Source organism: Bradyrhizobium sp. STM 3843, assembly GCF_000239815.1.
Lineage (GTDB): Bacteria > Pseudomonadota > Alphaproteobacteria > Rhizobiales > Xanthobacteraceae > Bradyrhizobium.
In genome coordinates this window covers 1-19,340 of the sequence record NZ_CAFK01000222.1, presented here as the reverse complement: position 1 = coordinate 19,340, position 19,340 = coordinate 1, and the positions used below count along the sequence as shown (strand labels likewise).

The following is a 19,340-nucleotide window of genomic DNA, read 5'->3' as shown; positions in this document are numbered from 1 at the left end:
CGAGACATTCGATCATGGTCTTGTCGAGCTCGGTGTCCTCGCCCACCGTGATGAACTCGACCGGCTTGTTCAAGTCGCGCGACAGGTCATGCACCAGGCGGCGGAAGCGGCCGAACAGCGAGCCGATCGGCACCATGCGGGCACCCATCGTGGTGTCGCGCAGGCTGCCGGCGAGCCGCTCGATCTCCTCGGCGATCATCTTGATCGACAGGTCCGAGCTTGTCGCCGCCAACTGGCTCAGCCTCGCTTGCGCGATCACGAGCTCGCCGACCCGGTCCATCAGCTCGTCGAGCCGCTCGGCCTGCACCCGCACCGTGGCGACCGCACGCTCGTCGCTCCGCTTCGGCTCCTCACGCCGCGGCTTGGTGGCAGGCTCAGCGGTCGGCTGAGCTGCCGGAATTGCAGGCGCAGCCGATGTCGAAGCGCGAGGCTCGGTTGCAGCAGGTGCCGCAGCCTCAACCGTAGCCGGCGCGAGCGGCGCCTCGGCAGCGGTGACCACTGGCACCTCGTCAGCACCAACAACCGCCGGCGCATCCTCGACCACCGCGACGGCCCGCGGCGGCAGATCAGCCTGCGCCAGCGGCGTCACGACGAGCTTCATCTCGTCGGACACGAACATGAAGACGTCGTCGATCGCGCTCCGCTCGCAGTCGCAATGCAGCGTGACGTCCCATTTGAGATAGCAGTCGTCCGGCTCCAGCGCGTCGAGCAGCGGAATAGCGTCGGTCAGCGGCACCGCAAAGCACGGGCCCAGCTGGCAGAGATCATCGAGCAGGTCGAGCGGGTTCGAGCCGTTGCGCAGCACGTGCTGCTCGAACTCCAGATAAAGCTTCCACCCCGCAGCCCGCGGCGGCGCGGCTATGGCTGATGTTGTCGCGGCGGCTGCGGCCGGGGCCTGCGCGGGGGGAGACACCAACTGCGCGAGATCATCCAGGATCGCGTCGCCGATCACCTTGTCGGTGGTTTCCGGGGCTTCGATCAGGGTCCGGATGTAGTCCCTGGCGGCCAGCGCCACCGTAATCAATTCCTGCGTCGGGGTGATCACACCCTTGCGAACCTGATCGAATGCAGTCTCGAATTCATGGGTGAAGGCCGCGACCTTGTCGAAGCCGAACATCGCACCCGAGCCTTTGATCGTATGCAGGGCGCGAAAGGCCGTATCAACGAGGTCCTTGTCGTGCGGATGCTGACCGAGGTCGAGCAACGTTCCTTCCAACACCTCCAGCAGTTCACTTGCTTCCTGACGGAAAACCGCGGTGGCGTCGAGGACGCTCATGACCGCACCAGTTTACCCACCACGGCCAGCAGCTGCGCAGGAACGAAAGGCTTGGTGATCCATCCTGTCGCGCCGGCGGTCTTGGCTTCCTGCTTGGCACCGTCGCTCGACTCCGTGGTCAGAAAGACGATCGGCAGGCCCGTGAGCGTCGGCTGCTTGCGCAGCGCCCGGATCAATTCCAATCCGTTCATCACGGGCATGTTGAGGTCGGTGATCACCATGTCTGGCCGGCTGGCCTGCGCCTTGGCAAGCCCCTGCGCGCCATCACCCGCCTCGATCACGCTGTGACCGGCCGGCTCCAGCGTCATTCTGATCATCTGGCGCATGCTCGGAGAGTCGTCGACAGTCAGGATGGTCGCCATTGGCGCGCCTCTTCTTGTTAATGGAAATGATGCTCGATCATTTCGTCGCTGGTGAAACCGGCGCGGCGCATGGTCTTGCGGAGCGCTTGCGAGAACGCCGTCAGCACAACCTTGCGACCTTCGGCCCTGCCGGTTTTTGCCGTCGACAGCAGCAGCTGGATCGACGTCACGTCGGCCTTGTCGACGGACGAACAATCAATCTCGAGCTTCTCATTCCGGCGGAATGCATCGCGGATCAGGTCGCACACGGCCCGAATCGCTGCGATGCTGCAATCGGCGGGGAGGCGCAAAGCCTGTCTGGGTGGACTCAGATCAGACATACGCCAGCCTCCAAACGCTCTGACGATCCACGTCACCCATCAGCGTGAACCGCTTACCTCATGGACGATAGATTTGACTGATGAGAAAACCGTTAATGACCGACGCTTGCGCGCGCCAAGATATGCATCTTGCGGCTGCGGTCACCGCGCGTCAGCGCTTGCTTCATAGCGGGCGGCGATGGAAATGTAGGCCAGTGCAATGAGGAGACTGCGTCCGTAGTCCTACGGTCGTCGTGGCCATGCACCCGGCAATCTCGCCTCGAGATTGCCGCCGCGGACCATCCACACCTGACGACGTCGTCCGCGCCCCCGCCTCCGCGGCGATCAATCCGCGCTTCCCTGTCGCAGATGGCTTAATCGCTTTTCAAGAATAATACGATACAGTATGTTTCAATTCTTTTGGATCCAAGACAGGAGACGTGGGTGTCAGTGGTTTCGATACGTCGGCGCGCCATGGTCGTGGCGGCGCTCTGCGGCCTTGCCTGGATGCTGGCCGCATGCGCGACCGTGGATCGTGCGACCTATTCCGCGGCAGAAGCGAAACGTGCGACCATCGACGGCTTCGGCGAAATCAGGATGTGGGCGGATGGTCCGCCGGAGAGCTTTGACCGCTCCTCGATCAAGCCGCGACTGCAGCCCAACAAGCCGTTCACCTATCTGGCGCTCTCCGGCGGCGGCGGGGACGGCGCGTTCGGCGCCGGCGTGCTCAATGGCTGGACGGAGAGCGGCAGCCGGCCGGAATTCACCATCGTGTCCGGCGTCAGCACCGGCGCGCTGATCGCCCCCTTTGCGTTCCTCGGACCGGCCTATGACGCGACGGTGGAGGAGATGTACACCAGCGGACTGGCGAGCTCCTTTGCCGCTTCGCCCAGCGCTTTCGGAGCGCTGTTCGGCTCCTCGATCTTCGAAGGCCAGCCGCTTCGCACGGCGATCAACCACTATGCGACACCGGAGCTGCTGCAGGCGATCGCGGCCGAGCATGCGAAGGGCCGGCGGCTTCTGGTGGTGACGACGGATTTGGATGCGGCCCGTCCGGTGCTGTGGGATATGGGCGCCATTGCCTCCTCTCCCTCCCCCCGCGCCCTCTCGCTGTTCCGCCAGGTCCTGGCGGCCTCAGCCAGCGCGCCGGTCGCCTTCCCGCCGCTGCTGATCGAAGCATCGGCGGATGGTCGTTCGATCGAGGAGATGCATGTCGATGGCGGCGTCTCGACCCAGGTCTTCACCTTCCCCGACCGGCTCCTGATGCAGCCGGATGGCGCCAGGCGGAGCTTCGCGCCCAAGCCCGCGATCTACGTCATCATGAACGGGCGGACGACGCCGGCATTCGAATCGGTGGAGAACGGCACGCGGGCAATTGCGGTGCGCTCGCTGTCGCTGAAGAGCAAACGCGAAACGCGGTCCTATCTCGCCGCCACTTTTCAATTCGCCAAGCGTAACGGGCTTGCCTTCAACATGACCTCGATCGATGCATCCGTGCCCGAAAGCCAGGGCGCCGGCTTCGAGACCGACTATATGAGGAGCCTCTACAGTCTCGGCCACGACATGGCCCGTTCCGGTCAGTTCTGGCGACACGCCCCGCCGGAGCTTTAGACCGCGACAAAACGGCGCGCACCCGCGACCGGCGGCCGCTTGACAGCGGAGCGGCCCTGTTATAAACGATACAGTGTAGTTTTGTTCATCCGGGCTGTGTGCGAACCCGCGCTGCTCTTCGAGAGCAGGCGGGGTGATCGAAGCATCAATGCAACAGGAGCAGCCGATGCCCGTAAAATATCTTTGCGCGTGTGCCCTGATCGGCTTGCTTGCCCTGGCTCCCGCGAGCGCCGTGCCGGTCGAACCGCAGGCCGCGACCGCAACCCAATCCGGCGACGACGCGGCCCCGTCTCAGGAGAGCGTCGACCACGAGCTCGACCTGTTCCGCAGGGCGGGAGTTTCGCTGCATCAGGCCATGCGGATCGCCGAAAAGATTCACCCCGGCTCGGTGACGGCCGATATCAGCTTTGACGGGGCACTCGGCGCCCCGCTTTACAAGGTCCGCACCATCAAGAGCGGCCAGGTGTTTGAATGCGACGTCGATGGAATCACGGCCGAGGTGAAAAACAGCGCCCTGTTCTCGTCGCTGCAGGAGCTGAACGAGCTGGATCGTCATAACCTGGCTGCGCTGCGCGCGGCCCATCTCAAGATGTCGGATGCCGTGCTGATCGCGGAGAAGTCGGCGGCCGGCAAGGCCATCGCAGGCGGACTGGCGAACAACGACGGCCGGCTGAGCTTCATCATCATCGTGGTCAGCAATGGCGGTCTGAAACAGGTGCAGCTCGAACCGGCGCCGGGCCGGCACTGAGCGGCCTCTCGGTCTCACTCCGCATCGGGACCGCAGGCGGCGAGGAAGACATTGACGCGCTCGCGGATGAAGTCCGGCAGTTCCTTGCGGAGCGCACTTTCGTCCACGCCCATCAGACAGCGCATCAGGACCGGCAGCAGAATCAGGTCCAGGAAGATTTCGGCGGTCACGGCCGCGCTCTTCGCCGCCGAGCCGCGCTTGGCCGTCTTCGCCGGCGCCTGCGTCATGTCCGCCAGCAGCCTGCCGACCGCAACCTGCGTGCGCTCGCGTGAGGCCTGGTGCGCCTCACGGCTCAATTTGGGGAAACGCGGCGATTCGGCGATCGTCACGCGCAGCAGAGCGACGGTTTCCTTCAGCGCGCGATCGACGATTGCGCCGGCCAGGTTGACCAGCTTCTCCTGCAACGTCCGCCCCGAAGGCTTGAAGGTCTCGAAATCCGTCAATCCTTGGACCACGCGCGCCACCACTGCGGCGAACAGCGCATCCTTGCCCGGAAATCGCGCATAAATGGTCGGCTTGCTGGCCGGCGCGGTTTCAGCGATCTCATCGATGCTCGCCCCATCGAAACCACGCTTCAGAAAGACATGCTGCGCCGCGTCCAGAATGCGCTGGTCGACATCGCCGGCCAGGTCCTTGGGCGGCCTGCCGACCCGTCGCACGGGGTCTGCGCGCTTGGTCCTGGCCTGGCTCTTCGCCTGCGTCTTGGCCTCGGTCTTGGCCTGTGTCCGGCTCATCTGGTCCGATCTCGATCGCCTGCAACCATGTTGGCGTTCGTCACCGGATGACACGTTCCGGTTCGACCGGCAATAGAACCCGTCACTTTATCCTTTGTGGTCGGCAATCACTCCTGACATTTCGCTTTTTTACCCTTCCAAGGCCCCCGTGCGATCAACCCGTTGCTCGCAGGCGCAACACCTGCGCCAGCTCGCTGAGGCCTCCGATCGTCAGTGACGAACTCTCCCGCAACTCACGCAGGTCGTAGGCGAGATTGGCAATGGTCCCGAGCCCAACCTTGCCCCAGGCCAGATCCTGGCGCAGCAGGTCATTCAGAATCCGCGCTTCGACCTGGGTATGGCTCTGGAGTCCAGCCTTCACCGAATTGCCGAACTGCTCGCCGGCATCGGCCGGGCGCAGATGGTAATTGGCAAGAACGCGCGGCACGAGCTGGATATCGAACTGCGACAGCAGCCGCATGTAGAAGTCCCAATCGCCGAGAACCGGCAGCTCCTCGCGGTAGAGACCGAGCGTCTCATGCGCGCTGGCGCGGTAGAGCAAGGAAATCGGCGGAATGAAATTCCGCGACGCCATCCGGAACAGGGTCACGTTGCGCACCCAATCGTTGAAAGGACGCACGCCCTTGCGCGCGATGGTGCCGTTGACCACGACCTCGTCGACATATTGGGTATGGCAGGCAACGCCGGCGACCGACGCCGGCTCGCGATCGATCGCCGCGACCATGGTCGGCAGAAAGCCATCATGCCAGCTGTCGTCATCATCGTGAATGACCAGGAGGTCGCCGCGCGCGGCTTTCACGCCGGCATTAGCTGCCGCCCAGCGCCCCTTGGACTCGGCATGGTGGATCACCGAGACGCGCCGACGCACCACATCAGGCACCTGCGTCAAGAGCTCATCCAGCGCCGGCGCGTCGCCACCGTCATTGACGATGATGATCTCCCAGTCGTCAAAGCGCTGCTGCTGTACGCTGAGCAGGCTGCGCGCCAACAAGACCAGGCGGTTCTTGGTGCGGATGATGATGGAGACGCGCGGCATGGGAGACCTATTGTACGATGAGATCGAGCCGATCCGGGGCGTCGTCGGGCGCGAGCCCAGGCGCTTCGCTTTCAACGTCGGCGAGAACCTTGTCGAACACGAGCAGGGTCTTGTCGGCGCCGATCTGCTGCAGCCGGTAGGTGTCGACTGCGCCTAACGTGAGACCAAGCAGGGCAGCCGCGTCGCGATAGGCAGCAAGCGAGCGCCAGCGCACATGCGGCGCATCGCTCGGTTTACCCGGAAAATGCTCGAGCACCAGGAGCCGGCCGCCTGGCTTCAGCTTCTCGGCCAAAGTCCGAAAGCTCCGCACCCAGAGCTCATCATCGAGAATGTGAAAGAACACGTCCATGCAGATGGCGACGTCGACCGGCGGCACGGAAACCTGGTCGAACGCTCCGACGATGAAGCTGCCCTGAGGCACGCGGACGCGCGCTTGCGCGATCGCGGTCTCGGAAAAGTCGACACCGATCACGTCAAAGCCGAGTCCGGCGCAGAGCGCGGAAACCAGGCCGATGCCGCAACCGGCGTCGAGCAGCAGTTTGCCGTCCGGCTCGGGAAATCTGTCGAGCAGCGCTTTGCACAGATGCTCGGCATTGGTCGCATAATCCTGTTGGTTCTCTGCCTCGCCGAGACCGACATGGCCAACGCTGCGGATCGAGCCTTGCAACGAGGCGTGGCGCTGCTCCCAATAGGCCTGCGCATCGAACGCGGCGGCCCCGTTCAGGGAGCTGAGCAGTCGGCGAACAGCTTGTTCCTGACGCGACAAGGAATAGCGATCGAGAACGAAAGACCGGTAAGCATTCGGCTGTGCTTTGAGGATGCGCGCGACCGCCTGATCGACACTGGCAAACAGCGTCTCCGCAGGCCAGGTCTTGGCAGCGCCGGGATAGTTGTGCACCACCGGCCAGCAGCCGCTCGCCATCGCCTCGCCGATATTCATGCCAAAGCTTTCATAGAGCGTGGTGGAGAGCAGCACGCCCTTGTCGCGATACCAGCTCTCGATATCGGCAATTCGCCCGTAGAAGCTGACGGATCGCCCGAGATCCATGGCGCCGATCAGATGATCGAGGTAGCGTGCCGTGCGCGCACAATTCACCTCACCAGCCACATGCAGGTGATAGCGAGGATCGACGTCGACGAGGCGCCGCAGGATCTGCAATGCCAACATCGGGTTCTTCTTCATCGCGACGTCGCCGACCCAGGCGATCCGGTAGGGATCGCCGGCCTCGGCCCCCGGCAAGAACCGGTCGCAATCGATGCCGTTGGAGATCACCGACTGCATGACACGCTTCGGCAGATCGGGCATCTGGTTCAAGAGCTCGTCGCGAATGTCCTCGCTGACGAAGATCAGATGATCGACCGCCTCCCACTTCACCTGGTGCGGGAAGCGGCCGTCGATCACCTCGGTCGAATGCAGGCGCACGATGACCTTCTTGCCATGAGCGCGCATGTCGATGCGGTTGGTGGCCCAGACCGCGTGCTCGAGGCACCATTCCAGCCAGACGACATCGGCCCAGGCGATCGCCTCGATCAGCTCGCCCTCCTGCCGCGAATGCACGAAGCGGATGTCGTAGTCGGGCGCGAGAGACGCGATGATGTCGCGGAGAAATGAGATCTCCCGCGGCTTCAATATATCGAGAAAAGCGATGCGCGGACGCCGGCCGACGTCCGCGCCAGATGCGGATTGCTTGAACGCCCCATGATCCATGACATGCCTGCCCGTGCCGGCCGAAACAGCCCTGGATCTGAAACGTAACTTCGCCCTGAATCAGGCGAGGAAATTGCTTGCTCAGGCGTCGATGTCGACGTGTTGCGTCTCCTTGCCGATCAGCAGCGCGATCAGGGTCAACAGTGCCATCACGGTGAGATAGAGGCCGACCAGGAACGGGGAGCCGCCGCCGGCGCTCCATAGCGCCACGGCGATGAAGGGCGCCACCGCGGCGCCCAGGATCGAGGACACGTTGTAGGAAATGCCTGAACCGGTGTAGCGCACATTGGCCGGGAACAGCTCAGGCAAGAGTGCGCCCATCGGGCCGAAGGTCATGCCCATCAGCGCAAAGCCGAGAATGAGCCAAGCCATCACGCCGACGAAGCCGGCCTTAAGCATCGGTACCCAGAGCAGGCCGAAAATTGCGATCGCCGAGGTCACCACGATCAGCGTCTTGCGGCGGCCATGGCGATCAGCCCAGGGGCCGGAGACCAGCGTGAAGACGCCGAAGAACACCACGCCGATGATCATCATCAGCACGAAGCTGCGATAGTCATAGCCGAGACCCGGCAGCGGCGCGGTCACCGCCGCACGGCCATAGGACAGCGAGAACGTGGTCATCAGGTAGAACAGCACATAGGTCGCGAGCATGTAGAAGGTGCCGAGGATCAGCTCCTTCCAGTAAGTCCGCAGCGCCGCCGCGAACGGCAGCTTGTGCACTTGGCCTGATCGCACCGCCCTCTCGAACGCCTTGCTCTCAACCAGGTTGAGCCGCACCCACAGGCCGACCACGACCATCACGGCCGAGAACAGGAACGGGATGCGCCAGCCCCAGTCCAGGAATGCCTGCGACGGCCGCGACGGATCGCCCGACGGCAGCGCCGCGGCGATGATCAGAAACAAGCCGTTGGCGATGATGAAGCCGATCGGCGCGCCGAGCTGCGGGAAGGTGCCGAAGATCGCGCGCTTGCCCTTCGGCGCGTTCTCGGTTGCGACCAGCGCCGCCCCGCTCCATTCGCCGCCGAGCGCGAAGCCTTGCGCGAGTCGCAGCAGCACGAGCAGCGCCGGCGCGATCCAGCCGGCCAGCGGATAGGTCGGCAGCAGCCCGATCAGGAAGGTCGCGATGCCCATCGTGAGCAGCGCCCCGACCAGCGTGATCTTGCGGCCGCGCTTGTCGCCGAGATGGCCGAAGAACACTGCGCCCAGCGGACGCGCGATCATGGCAGCGCCGAACACGGCGAAGGAAGCGAGCAGCGCGGTGGTATCATTGCCCGCAGGAAAGAACAGATGCGGGAACACCAGCACGGCCGCAGTGGCATAGACGTAGAAGTCGTAGAACTCGATTGTTGTGCCGACGAGGCTTGCGAGAAGCACGCGGGAGCGTGGATTGAGCGGGACGGCGGGTGAGGTCTCGATGGCGACGGTCGACATTGACGTTATAAAAGCTCCTCATGTGTCGCACGGGATGCAAAGCCCGCGCGAATTGGCAGATGATGCTTCATGAACCCTGGAATACCCCCTGATGGCATAGCGGAGCGGCGTCGTAACCCCTTGGCAATGCAAGGCTCGCATGCAACCGCGGCTTGTTCTCACGGCAATGGTTCCCCGCCTCGACTTTCGTGACGATCGCGATGCAGCTCGCCGCCGCGAGGTCGTGGGCGACACGTTGGCAACATGGCCGGAATCGCTACTATGCTGCTCCGGGCGCAATCTCTGGCCCGCGGCTAGGCCAATCGTTCGTTGCAGCTGCTATTGCTCGCGGGACCGGAGCACGTCGCATGATCAGGCTGTTTTGGACGCCCGTGAGGAAGCTCCTGCAATTTCCTCTCGTGCAGTTCTCGATCGTGATCTTTCTCATCCTGCTGATGCAGGCGGCGGACGAGAACACGGTCTTGGGAGAGGCCTTTGATGGGCTCGACAAACTGGTTGATTGGTCGGTGCGAGCCGTGTCGGCCGTCGTCACGGTCAAGTCCTTCACCCGGTCCGGACTGACCTTCTGGCTGATGATCGCCTATGTCTATCTGGCCTGTTGGGCGCTTGCGGCCATCGCCCGCATCATGCTGGGACTGCTGATTGATATTATCGGCAGGAACAACATCCTTTGGCTGCGTCATCCGATCGCGCGCGAACGGGGTGCTGAAGCCTACCGGGCTTGGCTGCCGCTGGAGCGAATTCGCCCCCAACAGATCCCGCAGGCTGAATGGGAAACAACCTACGCCTGGCCTCCGAACAACGCCCCGCCCTACCCGCCCCTTGCCCAACGGGTGGCGCGCGGGACGGCCGTGTACGCAGTCTTACTTGCGGTCATCGCAATCTCGCTTCAGGAGTTTACGCCCGTTCCTGTTCTCAGCTGGATCGAGAGCGGCCTAAAGCGCGCCGCCGGACTTTGAGGTGGAGCATGTAAGGCGCGGGGGCCTTGCAGGTCTTTCAATGCAGCTTACTTCGAGCAGGTGCTAGAGAGCCCGTTTGATGGATTTTGATACGGAGTTCGGGATTGAGCGTCGCCTTCACCAAGGAAGAAAGTGCCGAGACCGCGTCCGAGACGCTGCTCCCGGACCGCCCGATCTCGCCGCATCCGAACCTCGTGACCGAGGCAGGGCTGCGCGCGCTGGAGCTCCAGCTTCAACAGGCGCGCCAAGCTTACGAGGCGGCGCAAGGAATCGAGGACGTGAACGAGCGGCGACGTCAGGTCGCGGTTCCGTTGCGTGATATGCGTTACTTCTCCGCGCGGCTGCGGACGGCTCAACTTATTCCCAATCCGACGTCCGCGGACACGGTCGCCTTCGGCAGCACGGTGACCTTCAGCCGCGGCGATGGCCGCGTGCAGACCTACCGCATCGTGGGCGAGGACGAAGCCGACCCCAAGGCCGGCTCGATTTCCTTCGTGTCACCGGTTGCAAGATCCATGATGGGCAAAGCCGTCGGGGACGTCGTGGGCTCGGGACAGCAAGAGATCGAGATCATCGCCATCGCCTAGTGCGGCACGCGCGCGGCTGACTGACACACGTTCAAGGCCGACGCGACCGGCGCAGTGCTGCGCGAGTGGCGCGAGACAAACGGGCGCGATGCCGCGGCGTGATTCGTGGCTGAATCGATCGAGCGTGACTGCGGTGCAGAACTGGCGACACCGCGAGACCCGGACGCCCATCGCGCGCGACGCGACGCCAAGATTCGATCCATGAAAACACGCTGGAGAAGCTGGCCCGCAGGCGGATGGACACCGCGCTCAACAGCGTTGCCAGCCTGCCCTCCAGGAATGGCAACCGCGAGCCCGTTACGCGCCTGATCCTGGTGCGGCCGCCTTGCGCCCAGATGACAGGCGAGCGGCCCTCGTGATCCGCGGCGGCCCGAACGTCGGCAGCCCGCAAGCTCGGCTGGTCCGGCTCCTCCGAGGGGCCGACCACGATCAAGAGCTGGCGCATGTACATTTCCTACTCGTCACCTCGGCCGATTGATCGGCCGCGCTCTCTACAGTGGCCGACCCACGCTGACCGGCTGCTGTCGACCCATGTCAGCGAAATGTCAGCTTGGTTTCAGGCGTGGCGCTCGCTACGGACGCCGGAGCTAGCATCAAACATCGATGCTCCCTTCTGCAGGTCCGAAGCAGGCATGCGCGGCAACTGCCGTGCATGCCTGCCGGAAGCTCAGGCGGACCCGGCCGACTCAGCTCATCGCCCCGCGCGTGGCGCCTCGTTCTTCAGCTGCTCCAACGCGTCCGGCATCATGCGGCCGAACATCGAGCTCAGCATCGCCGTCGGAATCAGACCGGCATTGCCGCTCTCCTGCCCCTGCCCGCCCGACATCAGGAATTGCGGCACCAGGGGCTGGTTGATCCGGGTCAGCGCGTCCGCGAACTTCGCAAAGTTCTGCTCAGCCAGCCTGAATTCAGGTCCGCCATAGGCATCGACCGACAGCTTGGTCGCCTGCGCGTTCGCCGCGCCGACGGCCAGCACGCGATCGGCCTCGCCCTGGCCCTCCAGCCGCGACTGCTCGCCGACGGCAGCGGCCGTGACCTTGCGCGTCTCGGCGTCCTTCTGGGCGCGGGCGAGCGCGGCGGCGCCTTCGTTCTCATTGACCTTGATCTGGATCAGCGACTGCGTCAGCGCGGATTGCGCCGCCGCCGTCGCCTTGGCCTCATTGAGCGTGCGCTCCTGGATCGCGGCCTTTTCCTGCTCCTGGAAGGTCTCGACCTGCTCGCGCGCGACCTGGCGCATGCGCAGCTGGATCAGGATGTTCTCGATGGTCTGGTCGCCGGGCGCGGCGCGCGGGGTTCCGATCAGCACCTCCTGCAGATCGAGCGAATAGGTCTCGAACTTGGCCTTCATCACCGAAGCCGATTCCTCCTGGATCGCGGCACGGTTCTGCAACAGCTCGATCAGGGTCATCTTCTGCGCGATGTTCTTGAAGAAGGCGCTGACCATTGGATCGAGCGTCTGCTCGACCAGCTTCTTCACGTCGCCGAAGCGCTGGATGATCATCGGTGCTTTCTTGTAGTCGATATGCATCACGACCGAGAGCGGCAGCGTCGGCTCGAACGCATCCTTGGTGATCAGCGAGATCTCAGACAGGTTCTCGTCGAGCTTCATCGCGCCGACCTCGCCGCGCACCCATTTGAGGATGAAATTGACGGTCGGGATGATCTCGATCTTTCCTGCATAGGTGTTGAAGGCATATTTGCCCGGCAGCAGCGGATCCTTCCAGACGCCACGGCTGCCGTTGCTGACGAGCTCGCCGTGGCGGTATTCCTCGCCCGACACATCGGCGGTGCGCGGCCCGGTGTAAAAGATGACCACGCCGACATTGCCGACCGGAATGATCGTCTTCGGCACGGCTTCGACGGTGGCAAACAGGCGATTGATGTACCAGGTGCCTTCAACGATGACCTGAAGCTGGCGCCCGCGATAACCGCCAGCGGTCAGGAATTTTTCCGGCTCCTGGAAATTGTTGTGGAAGGTGACGCCGTCGTTGAGCTCGATGCCGACCTCCGGCGCAATGATCTCGCCGGGCGGCAGCGAGGGGCCGTCATGGACGGTGACGATGCCGACCAAGTCGTGATCGGCGGCCAGGATCACCGGCGTGAAGCCCCAGCGCTCGGCGATGGTGAGCTGCATGCCGTCGAGCACGGTACGCTCCTGCGTGCTCAACGCGTGGCCGTAGACCCGTTCGTCGGTAATGATGGCAAATTGCGTGGTGTTGATCGCGTAAGTGCCTTCGCGCAGGACCTTGCGCTGCGGTCCCTTCTGACCGCCGGCCAGGAGAAAGCGCCTGGTATCCTCGAAGTCGGATTTGTCATCGCTGTCGTTGGCCCCGAGCACCTGGGAAGCGCCGAGCGGCGCGCCGTCGCGCGCGAACACATAGGCAATCTTGCCCTGGCCGACCGTGACGAGGTCGGAGCGGTGAATTCGATACATGAAGGGAAAGAACAGGTGCAGGCCGCCGCGCAGCACTTCTGGCTCGAAGCCTGCCTCGCCATTCAACGCGATAAAGCCTTCCGCGACCGAACCGCGGAAAGTCCATAGTTTCTCGACGATCCCGACCTGGTTGTTCGGGATGTAGCAGAAGATGTTGGCGAGCTTCAGCAGTGCGAGCAGCACGACGATAGCAGCGGCCCATAGGGCCGGCTGGACCAGGCTGGTGGTATCCATGATGAAAGACTCCAATGTCGCGCGATGCCGGCGCGGCGGCTGTTCGCAGCTCGCGCCATCGAGCGATCCGTGCCGTTCAATATCGGCGCGCGAGAGCTAGGTATTGGAACGGCGTTTCCTAGATCGCTTCCTGCGAATTCGCGCGCTACTTTGGTCTAGTCAGACGCGTCTGGCGTTCGATCTAACAAACTGGGTTGAAAATTAATTATCATGAAGGATGAACCGGACTGTCGGACCGCCGACTCATACTGACGGCCGATGATGCGACGTCTCCGCCGTCTCTGCGCGATCATGCATCACTTCATCGATCCAGCACACCGCGCAGGAATTGCGCTGTCCGTTCGCGCACCTCGGGCCGGTTCAGGATCGTGTGCACGTCGGCATCGATCACCATGACCTCGGCCTTCGGATCATCCTTGAGCGCGGCGGCGCAAGAGCCGGTGACGCCCCGGTCCTTATTCCAGGGATTGGCGACGGAGAAGTACGGATCGCGGGCGGCGATCACGTTCAGGACCGGCTCCTTCTGCCCGATGCCGAGGCGCGGTTCGGCGACGAAGTAGTTGCTCTCGCATGACCATGAATAGATCAGCCGCGCCGCGGCATCCTTGCCGGCATAGCGGCCGACGGCCACGGCGCCCTCGCTGGTGCCGGCGAGAACGAGGCGCAGCCGATCGACCCAGCTCCAGTCGCTCGACGCCTTCAGCGCATGCTCGAGCTCGGCGAGGCGCAGCGCATGCACGCGCTCATAGGTGTCGACATCGATCGGCGAGGTGTAGGTCAGGCGATCGGGAATCGCGAGGCTGTCGGGTGCGACCGAGGCGACGCCAAGCTCATCGGCGAGCCAGACCTGAAACTCCTTCACCGCCGGCGCCACGCCGCTCGAGCCGTGCATCACGATGACGAGCGGCGCGATGCCGATCACGTCAGGTGCTTCTTCCGCATGCCCCTCCCAGCGCCGGCCGCCGAACAAAACTCCCGGCAGTACCAGATTGGCCTTGGCCCAGGTCAGCGCGAGATTGTCGGGCGACGGCTCCAGCACCATCCCCTTCATCTCCCCGGGCTTGTCGGCCGCGAAGGCGACCGAGGCGAACAGCAGTGCAGCGAAAGCAAGCAGGAGACGCGATACGGACATGATCGATCCTGACCTCATCGAGGTGAACAGCGCTCCGCATCTCGCACGCGCAGCGCAGGCTTCAATCCCACGGCGTCGTCATCCAAACAAGCAGCGAGCCGCGGTCCGGCTCCGATGCGTTCGGCCTCGTCGCATTTCCGACATTGCTGCGCCAGGATACGCCTCAAGCGCGGCTTTTTTGCTGGTCCGAAAATTGCGTTGTGGCCCTTCAACGGTGTGGCCCATTCAAGAGGCTCACTTGTCGAAAGGCGACATGATGACGTTCACCTCTGTTTGTGCTGCCAATGCCGTGGGCGAAGGCGACATGGGCCTGTTCCAGGTCGGCCGCAAGAGCGTGCTGCTGGTCTGGCCCGCCGGTGGCGAGCTCAAGGCCTATCGCGGGCGCTGTCCTCATGCGGACATGCCGCTGACCGAAGCGAGCTTCGACGGGACCACCGTCATGTGCCCACATCATCAATGGGGTTTCGACGGCAGAAGCGGCAAATGCGTCACCCATATCGTTCGCAACGTGCTGCATCCTTACGAACTCCGCATCGAGGCCGATGAGATCCAGGTCGACCTCGGGCCGGTCAAACCGGCCCGTGCGCTGGCGTGACGGACACGGCACAATGGGTGGTCTGGAACGGCTCGCTCGGTGTTGTCGACTTGGCGACCATCGGCCGGATTGAGCCCAGTGACGACGGCCGGCATGCCTGTCTCGCGCCGCCCTATGACGTGGTCGGCCCATTCAGTCTCGATGCGCTCGAGACCGACGGCCGCATCGCCTTCGGCGCATGTGTGGTGATGTCGCGTCAGCGCTGGCGGCAGGATCAGGTCGGCCTGCGCATCGAAGCGCAAAAGGCGCGCCGTGCACTGCTGCAGCGATCTGCCGGCGATGACGGCAGCCAATTCCGCGAAGCGCTGGCGCTGCCGTCCGACGGCGCGCTCACGCCTTCCGAGATCAAGGCCGCGTTTCGGCAGAAGGCCAAGACGGCGCATCCGGATGCCGGCGGCAGCGACGCTCTTTACCAGAGCATCACCGTAGCGCGCGATGCGTTGCTCGCGCTGTTCGGCGACACGCGCTGATCGATCGACAACGCTGGTCGCCGCGATGCGCGACATCAACGCGCCAGCCTCGCTTTCACGAGATCGAACACATCGCGCTCATCGAACGCCTTCGCCGTCATGATCGCGCCGGCAGCGATCAGATCGTCATGCGCGAGATTGGTCCGCATCCCAACCGTGGCGATGCCGGCCGCGCAGGCCGACGTGATTCCGGCGCGGGAATCCTCAAAAGCGATGGCGCGCTCCGCCCCGGCGCCCGCGGCACGCAGGCCCTCCAGATAGGGCAGCGGGTGCGGCTTGCCGTGCGGCAGCTCGTCGCCGATGATCACCGTCTTGAAGCGATCGGTGATCCCCAGGCCCTGCAGGATCAGCTCGGCATTGGCGCGCGGCGCGTTGGTCACTGCGACGACCGGAATCGCCTCAGCGTCCGCATAGTCCAACAACGCCATCAGGCCGGGCAGCGGCTGCACCTGCCCGGCCGCGCGGGCGCGGAAGGCCGCTTCCTTCTGCGCCAGCACCTCGGCCCGGCGCTCCGGCGGCTCATCGGGGAGGAATTGCACGCCGATCGACTGGTTGGAGCGGCCGAGCAGCTCCTTCGCAGCGCGCGGCCGGTCGAAGACGTGACCGTATGGACCGAACACCTCGTTGAAGGCCTCGACATGAAGCGCATCGGTGTCGGCGAGGGTGCCGTCGATATCGAACAGCAGCACACACTGCGGCATTGAACACATTCCCCAAAGCGGTTGATCTGGCAGGCGTGCGGAGTCCGAAAAATTGACCGCATCTGATCCGGATATTGACGCGATCTGATCCAATTCTCGACCACTGCTGCTGTCGTAATTCCCACAAGAGGTAAAACGACGGAAGGGGGAATTGCGATGAGCCGCATACAACCGAAGGTGCAAAGGCTGGTTGCATCTGCGCTCCTGATCTGCGCCGCGTCTCTTGCTGGGCTCGGCGCCTCGCAAGCGGCCTCTGGCACCACCACGGTCAACGGAATGCCGTGCAACGAACTCTGCAAGGCCTACATGTCCTGGTCCGATCGGATGATGGCCAAATTCCTGCCGCCGCGTCCCCAGATGCGTCCGCTGGCGCGGGCCCAATCTCAAGCCCAGATGCAAGCGCAGGCGCGCGCGGCGATGCACGACCGCAAGCCAGACCGCGTGGTCCATCATGCGGCCGCGGCGCGCCGCTCCGGCTTGAACTCGTTCGCACAATTTCCGCAGGCCGCCGACGCCGCGCCGCAGGCCACGGATGCGCAACGGACCGCGGCTGCGGCTCCAGGGACGGCCGCGGCTCCGACCAATCCGGTTGCCGACCGCTTTCCGACCGATGCGGTCGTGACCGCGGCGATGGACACCGGCAGCGCCGCCAGCGAATTTCCGGAAACGGCGGCCGTTTCGGCGACGGATTCGGTGGCGATGGCGGCAACCAGCACCGTGGCGGCGGCCGCGAGCGGGCAGGAGACGCGGTTTCCGGCCTCGCTGGCGCTGGCACTGAGCGCCTTCGTGGCCTTCCTGGCCTGGGGCTGGTTCAGAGACAAGCGGGCGGCGGCAGCCAATTATTGAGGCAAGCTGGTTCCACGGCGGCCGCGCGCCTTGCGCGGCACGCCGCGTGGTTGAATTCGCCGGCCCGCAGTCGTATGCGTCGGCGCCATGGACACTGCCCTCGCCGCCAAACCCTTGAGTTCCTGGCCCCGCCACCGCGCGGGCAAGCCGGCGCCATTCCTGCCGATGAGCCGCAAGGAAATGGATGCGCTCGGCTGGGACGCCTGCGACATCGTGCTGGTGACGGGCGACGCCTATGTCGACCATCCCTCCTTCGGCATGGCGATCATCGGCCGGCTGCTCGAGGCGCAAGGATTTCGAGTCGGCATCATCGCGCAGCCGGACTGGCAATCGGCCGAGCCGTTCAAGGCGCTCGGGCGTCCGCGTGTGTTCTTCGGCGTCACCGGCGGCAACATGGATTCCATGGTCAACCGCTATACCGCGGATCGCCGGCTGCGCCATGACGACGCCTATACGCCCGGCGGCGAAGGCGGCAAGCGACCGGACCGCTGCACCCTGGTTTACGCCCAGCGCTGTCGCGAGGCGTTCAAGGATGTGCCGATCGTGCTCGGCGGCATCGAGGCCTCGCTCCGCCGGATCGCGCATTACGACTACTGGTCCGACAAGGTGCGCCGCTCGGTGCTGGCCGACGCCAAGGCGGACATCCTGCTCTACGGCAATGCCGAGCGCGCCGTGGTGGAAGTCGCGCACCGGCTCGCCGCCGGTGAATCGCCTAGGGATTTGCAGTCGATCCGCGGCACCGCTTTGTTTCGCCGCGTGCCCGAGAGCACCACCGAACTGCACGCCGACGATCTCGACTCCGCCGACGAAGGCGCCGCACGCGAGAAGGGCGAGGTGGTGATCCGGCTGCCGTCCTGCGAGCAGGTCGAGGCCGACCGCGAGGCCTATGCGCGGGCCTCGCGCGTGCTGCATCGGGAGAGCAATCCGGGCAATGCGCGGCCGCTGGTGCAGCGCCATGGTGACCGCGACCTCTGGCTCAACGCGCCGCCGATCCCGCTGACCATGGCGGAGATGGACTCCGTCTACGATCTGCCCTACGCGCGCGCGCCGCATCCGTCCTACGGCGACGCCAAGATTCCGGCGTGGGAGATGATCAAGTTCTCGGTGACGATCATGCGCGGCTGCTTCGGCGGCTGCACCTTCTGCTCGATCACCGAGCATGAGGGCCGCATCATCCAGAGCCGCTCCGAAGGCTCGATCCTGCAGGAGATCGAGCGCATCCGCGACAAGACGCCGGGCTTCACCGGCGTGATCTCCGACATCGGCGGTCCCACCGCGAACATGTACCGGATGGCGTGCAAGGACCCGAAGGTCGAGGCCGCCTGCCGCAGGCCGTCTTGCGTGTTTCCCGAGATCTGCCCGAACCTCAATACCTCGCATGACGATCTGATCCGGCTCTATCGCAAGGTGCGCGAGGTCAAGGGCGTCAAGCGCGTGATGGTCGCCTCTGGCGTGCGCTACGATCTCGCGGTCGAGAGCCCGGAATACGTCAAGGAGCTGGTGACGCATCACGTCGGCGGCTATCTGAAGATCGCCCCGGAACATACCGAGCGCGGCCCGCTCGACAAGATGATGAAGCCGGGCATCGGCGCCTATGACCGTTTCAAGGAGATGTTCGACGCCGCCGCGCGCGAGGCCGGCAAGAAGTATTATCTGATCCCCTACTTCATCGCGGCGCATCCCGGCACGACTGACGAGGACATGATGAACCTCGCGCTGTGGCTGAAGCGAAACCGCTACCGCGCCGACCAGGTGCAGACCTTCCTGCCCTCGCCGATGGCCACCGCGACGGCGATGTATCACACCGGCGTCAACCCGCTGCGCGGCGTGCGCCATGGCGGCAGCGACAAGGTCGAGGCCATCAAGGGCCTGCGGCAGCGCCGGCTGCACAAGGCGTTCCTGCGCTATCACGACCCGGACAATTGGCCGGTGCTGCGCGAGGCGCTGAAGGAGATGGGCCGCAGCGACCTGATCGGCTCGCGGCCCGACCAGCTGGTGCCCGCGCATCAGCCCCCCGGCACCGGCAAGGCCGCCGCCACACGCCGGCCGCTGCGCCCCGAAGGACGCACGCAGCGCTTCACCACCAAGGGCGTGCGCATCAGGACGTAAGGCAGGGGTCGCGCGGCGTGGCCGCGCCAAGAGGCGCCATCGGGCGCCGCGCCCTCCGCTGTCGTCCC

At 64.5% G+C, this 19,340-nt stretch carries 18 protein-coding genes; 8 read left to right on the top strand and 10 right to left on the bottom strand.

Annotated features, from left to right (window positions below; genetic code table 11):
• From BRAS3843_RS23445 to BRAS3843_RS23435, 3 genes are all read right to left on the bottom strand, one after another.
• A partial coding sequence (locus BRAS3843_RS23445) for an Hpt domain-containing protein (protein ID WP_035982548.1) occupies nucleotides 1-1,276 on the bottom strand: 1,276 nt, incomplete at its 3' end.
• Nucleotides 1,273-1,638, bottom strand: coding sequence for a response regulator (locus BRAS3843_RS23440; protein WP_008971554.1), 366 nt, complete (start codon nucleotides 1,636-1,638; stop codon nucleotides 1,273-1,275). The genes BRAS3843_RS23440 and BRAS3843_RS23445, both read right to left, overlap by 4 nt.
• Before the next feature lie 17 nt (nucleotides 1,639-1,655).
• Nucleotides 1,656-1,958 (bottom strand): STAS domain-containing protein, encoded by a 303-nt coding sequence (locus BRAS3843_RS23435; protein WP_008971553.1) that lies wholly within the window; start codon nucleotides 1,956-1,958, stop codon nucleotides 1,656-1,658.
• A 423-nt stretch (nucleotides 1,959-2,381) separates the two neighbouring features.
• Between BRAS3843_RS23435 and BRAS3843_RS23430 the strand changes: the two genes are divergently transcribed.
• Both BRAS3843_RS23430 and BRAS3843_RS23425 read left to right on the top strand, forming a co-directional pair.
• Complete coding sequence (locus BRAS3843_RS23430) at nucleotides 2,382-3,548, top strand: patatin-like phospholipase family protein (protein WP_008971551.1); 1,167 nt, start codon at nucleotides 2,382-2,384, stop codon at nucleotides 3,546-3,548.
• Nucleotides 3,549-3,714: 166 nt separating this feature from the next.
• Complete coding sequence (locus tag BRAS3843_RS23425; RefSeq protein ID WP_008971550.1) at nucleotides 3,715-4,296, top strand: PepSY domain-containing protein; 582 nt, start codon at nucleotides 3,715-3,717, stop codon at nucleotides 4,294-4,296.
• A gap of 14 nt (nucleotides 4,297-4,310) precedes the next feature.
• Here the strand turns inward: BRAS3843_RS23425 and BRAS3843_RS23420 are convergent, their stop codons facing one another.
• The 4 genes from BRAS3843_RS23420 to BRAS3843_RS23405 form a co-directional block, all read right to left on the bottom strand.
• On the bottom strand, nucleotides 4,311-5,030 hold the full coding sequence (locus BRAS3843_RS23420) for a TetR/AcrR family transcriptional regulator (RefSeq protein WP_008971549.1): 720 nt from the start codon (nucleotides 5,028-5,030) through the stop codon (nucleotides 4,311-4,313).
• 154 nt (nucleotides 5,031-5,184) lie between these two features.
• Nucleotides 5,185-6,066, bottom strand: coding sequence for a glycosyltransferase (locus BRAS3843_RS23415; protein WP_008971548.1), 882 nt, complete (start codon nucleotides 6,064-6,066; stop codon nucleotides 5,185-5,187).
• 7 nt (nucleotides 6,067-6,073) lie between these two features.
• Nucleotides 6,074-7,774 carry a glycosyltransferase gene (locus BRAS3843_RS23410; RefSeq protein ID WP_008971547.1) on the bottom strand — a complete coding sequence of 567 codons (1,701 nt, stop codon included), beginning with the start codon at nucleotides 7,772-7,774 and terminating at the stop codon, nucleotides 6,074-6,076.
• An 81-nt stretch (nucleotides 7,775-7,855) separates the two neighbouring features.
• Entirely contained in the window at nucleotides 7,856-9,205 is a 1,350-nt protein-coding gene (locus tag BRAS3843_RS23405; protein WP_008971546.1) for an MFS transporter, read from the bottom strand.
• Nucleotides 9,206-9,552: 347 nt separating this feature from the next.
• Here BRAS3843_RS23405 and BRAS3843_RS23400 point away from each other — a divergent pair, with 347 nt between their 5' ends.
• A complete protein-coding gene (locus BRAS3843_RS23400; protein WP_008971545.1) occupies nucleotides 9,553-10,164 on the top strand; it encodes a hypothetical protein in 612 nt (203 codons plus the stop codon).
• 104 nt (nucleotides 10,165-10,268) lie between these two features.
• Entirely contained in the window at nucleotides 10,269-10,751 is a 483-nt protein-coding gene (gene greA / locus BRAS3843_RS23395) for a transcription elongation factor GreA (RefSeq protein ID WP_008971544.1), read from the top strand.
• A gap of 691 nt (nucleotides 10,752-11,442) precedes the next feature.
• Here the strand turns inward: greA and BRAS3843_RS23390 are convergent.
• Together BRAS3843_RS23390 and BRAS3843_RS23385 are read right to left on the bottom strand one after the other, a co-directional pair.
• Complete coding sequence (locus BRAS3843_RS23390; RefSeq protein ID WP_008971542.1) at nucleotides 11,443-13,419, bottom strand: SPFH domain-containing protein; 1,977 nt, start codon at nucleotides 13,417-13,419, stop codon at nucleotides 11,443-11,445.
• 301 nt (nucleotides 13,420-13,720) lie between these two features.
• Entirely contained in the window at nucleotides 13,721-14,551 is an 831-nt protein-coding gene (locus tag BRAS3843_RS23385) for a hypothetical protein (protein ID WP_008971541.1), read from the bottom strand.
• Nucleotides 14,552-14,807: 256 nt separating this feature from the next.
• On the opposite strand from BRAS3843_RS23385, the gene BRAS3843_RS23380 reads away from it, so the two are divergent.
• Nucleotides 14,808-15,146: a Rieske 2Fe-2S domain-containing protein gene (locus BRAS3843_RS23380; RefSeq protein ID WP_035982549.1), complete on the top strand. Its 339-nt coding sequence runs from the start codon at nucleotides 14,808-14,810 to the stop codon at nucleotides 15,144-15,146.
• On the top strand, nucleotides 15,143-15,616 hold the full coding sequence (locus BRAS3843_RS23375) for a J domain-containing protein (RefSeq protein WP_008971539.1): 474 nt from the start codon (nucleotides 15,143-15,145) through the stop codon (nucleotides 15,614-15,616). Before BRAS3843_RS23380 ends, BRAS3843_RS23375 begins: the two co-directional genes overlap by 4 nt.
• 35 nt (nucleotides 15,617-15,651) lie before the next feature.
• On the opposite strand, the gene BRAS3843_RS23370 is transcribed toward BRAS3843_RS23375, so the two are convergent.
• Nucleotides 15,652-16,317, bottom strand: coding sequence for an HAD-IA family hydrolase (locus BRAS3843_RS23370; protein WP_008971538.1), 666 nt, complete (start codon nucleotides 16,315-16,317; stop codon nucleotides 15,652-15,654).
• A gap of 156 nt (nucleotides 16,318-16,473) precedes the next feature.
• Here BRAS3843_RS23370 and BRAS3843_RS23365 point away from each other — a divergent pair, with 156 nt between their 5' ends.
• Entirely contained in the window at nucleotides 16,474-17,163 is a 690-nt protein-coding gene (locus tag BRAS3843_RS23365; protein WP_008971537.1) for a hypothetical protein, read from the top strand.
• An 87-nt stretch (nucleotides 17,164-17,250) separates the two neighbouring features.
• The gene (locus tag BRAS3843_RS23360; RefSeq protein WP_008971536.1) at nucleotides 17,251-19,272 is read left to right on the top strand and encodes a YgiQ family radical SAM protein; all 2,022 of its coding nucleotides are present in this window, start codon (nucleotides 17,251-17,253) and stop codon (nucleotides 19,270-19,272) included.
• Nucleotides 19,273-19,340: the final 68 nt, after the last annotated feature.

Bases quoted from the DNA above. Each gene is read 5' to 3' on its own strand.
- BRAS3843_RS23385 (WP_008971541.1), bottom strand. From the start codon at position 14,551: ATGTCCGTATCGCGTCTCCTGCTTGCTTTCGCTGCACTGCTGTTCGCC.
- BRAS3843_RS23365 (WP_008971537.1), top strand. From the start codon at position 16,474: ATGAGCCGCATACAACCGAAGGTGCAAAGGCTGGTTGCATCTGCGCTC.
- BRAS3843_RS23360 (WP_008971536.1), top strand. From the start codon at position 17,251: ATGGACACTGCCCTCGCCGCCAAACCCTTGAGTTCCTGGCCCCGCCAC.
- BRAS3843_RS23370 (WP_008971538.1), bottom strand. From the start codon at position 16,317: ATGCCGCAGTGTGTGCTGCTGTTCGATATCGACGGCACCCTCGCCGAC.
- BRAS3843_RS23390 (WP_008971542.1), bottom strand. From the start codon at position 13,419: ATGGATACCACCAGCCTGGTCCAGCCGGCCCTATGGGCCGCTGCTATC.
- BRAS3843_RS23380 (WP_035982549.1), top strand. From the start codon at position 14,808: ATGACGTTCACCTCTGTTTGTGCTGCCAATGCCGTGGGCGAAGGCGAC.
- BRAS3843_RS23400 (WP_008971545.1), top strand. From the start codon at position 9,553: ATGATCAGGCTGTTTTGGACGCCCGTGAGGAAGCTCCTGCAATTTCCT.
- BRAS3843_RS23415 (WP_008971548.1), bottom strand. From the start codon at position 6,066: ATGCCGCGCGTCTCCATCATCATCCGCACCAAGAACCGCCTGGTCTTG.
- BRAS3843_RS23425 (WP_008971550.1), top strand. From the start codon at position 3,715: ATGCCCGTAAAATATCTTTGCGCGTGTGCCCTGATCGGCTTGCTTGCC.
- BRAS3843_RS23440 (WP_008971554.1), bottom strand. From the start codon at position 1,638: ATGGCGACCATCCTGACTGTCGACGACTCTCCGAGCATGCGCCAGATG.
- BRAS3843_RS23435 (WP_008971553.1), bottom strand. From the start codon at position 1,958: ATGTCTGATCTGAGTCCACCCAGACAGGCTTTGCGCCTCCCCGCCGAT.
- BRAS3843_RS23420 (WP_008971549.1), bottom strand. From the start codon at position 5,030: ATGAGCCGGACACAGGCCAAGACCGAGGCCAAGACGCAGGCGAAGAGC.
- BRAS3843_RS23410 (WP_008971547.1), bottom strand. From the start codon at position 7,774: ATGGATCATGGGGCGTTCAAGCAATCCGCATCTGGCGCGGACGTCGGC.
- BRAS3843_RS23405 (WP_008971546.1), bottom strand. From the start codon at position 9,205: ATGTCGACCGTCGCCATCGAGACCTCACCCGCCGTCCCGCTCAATCCA.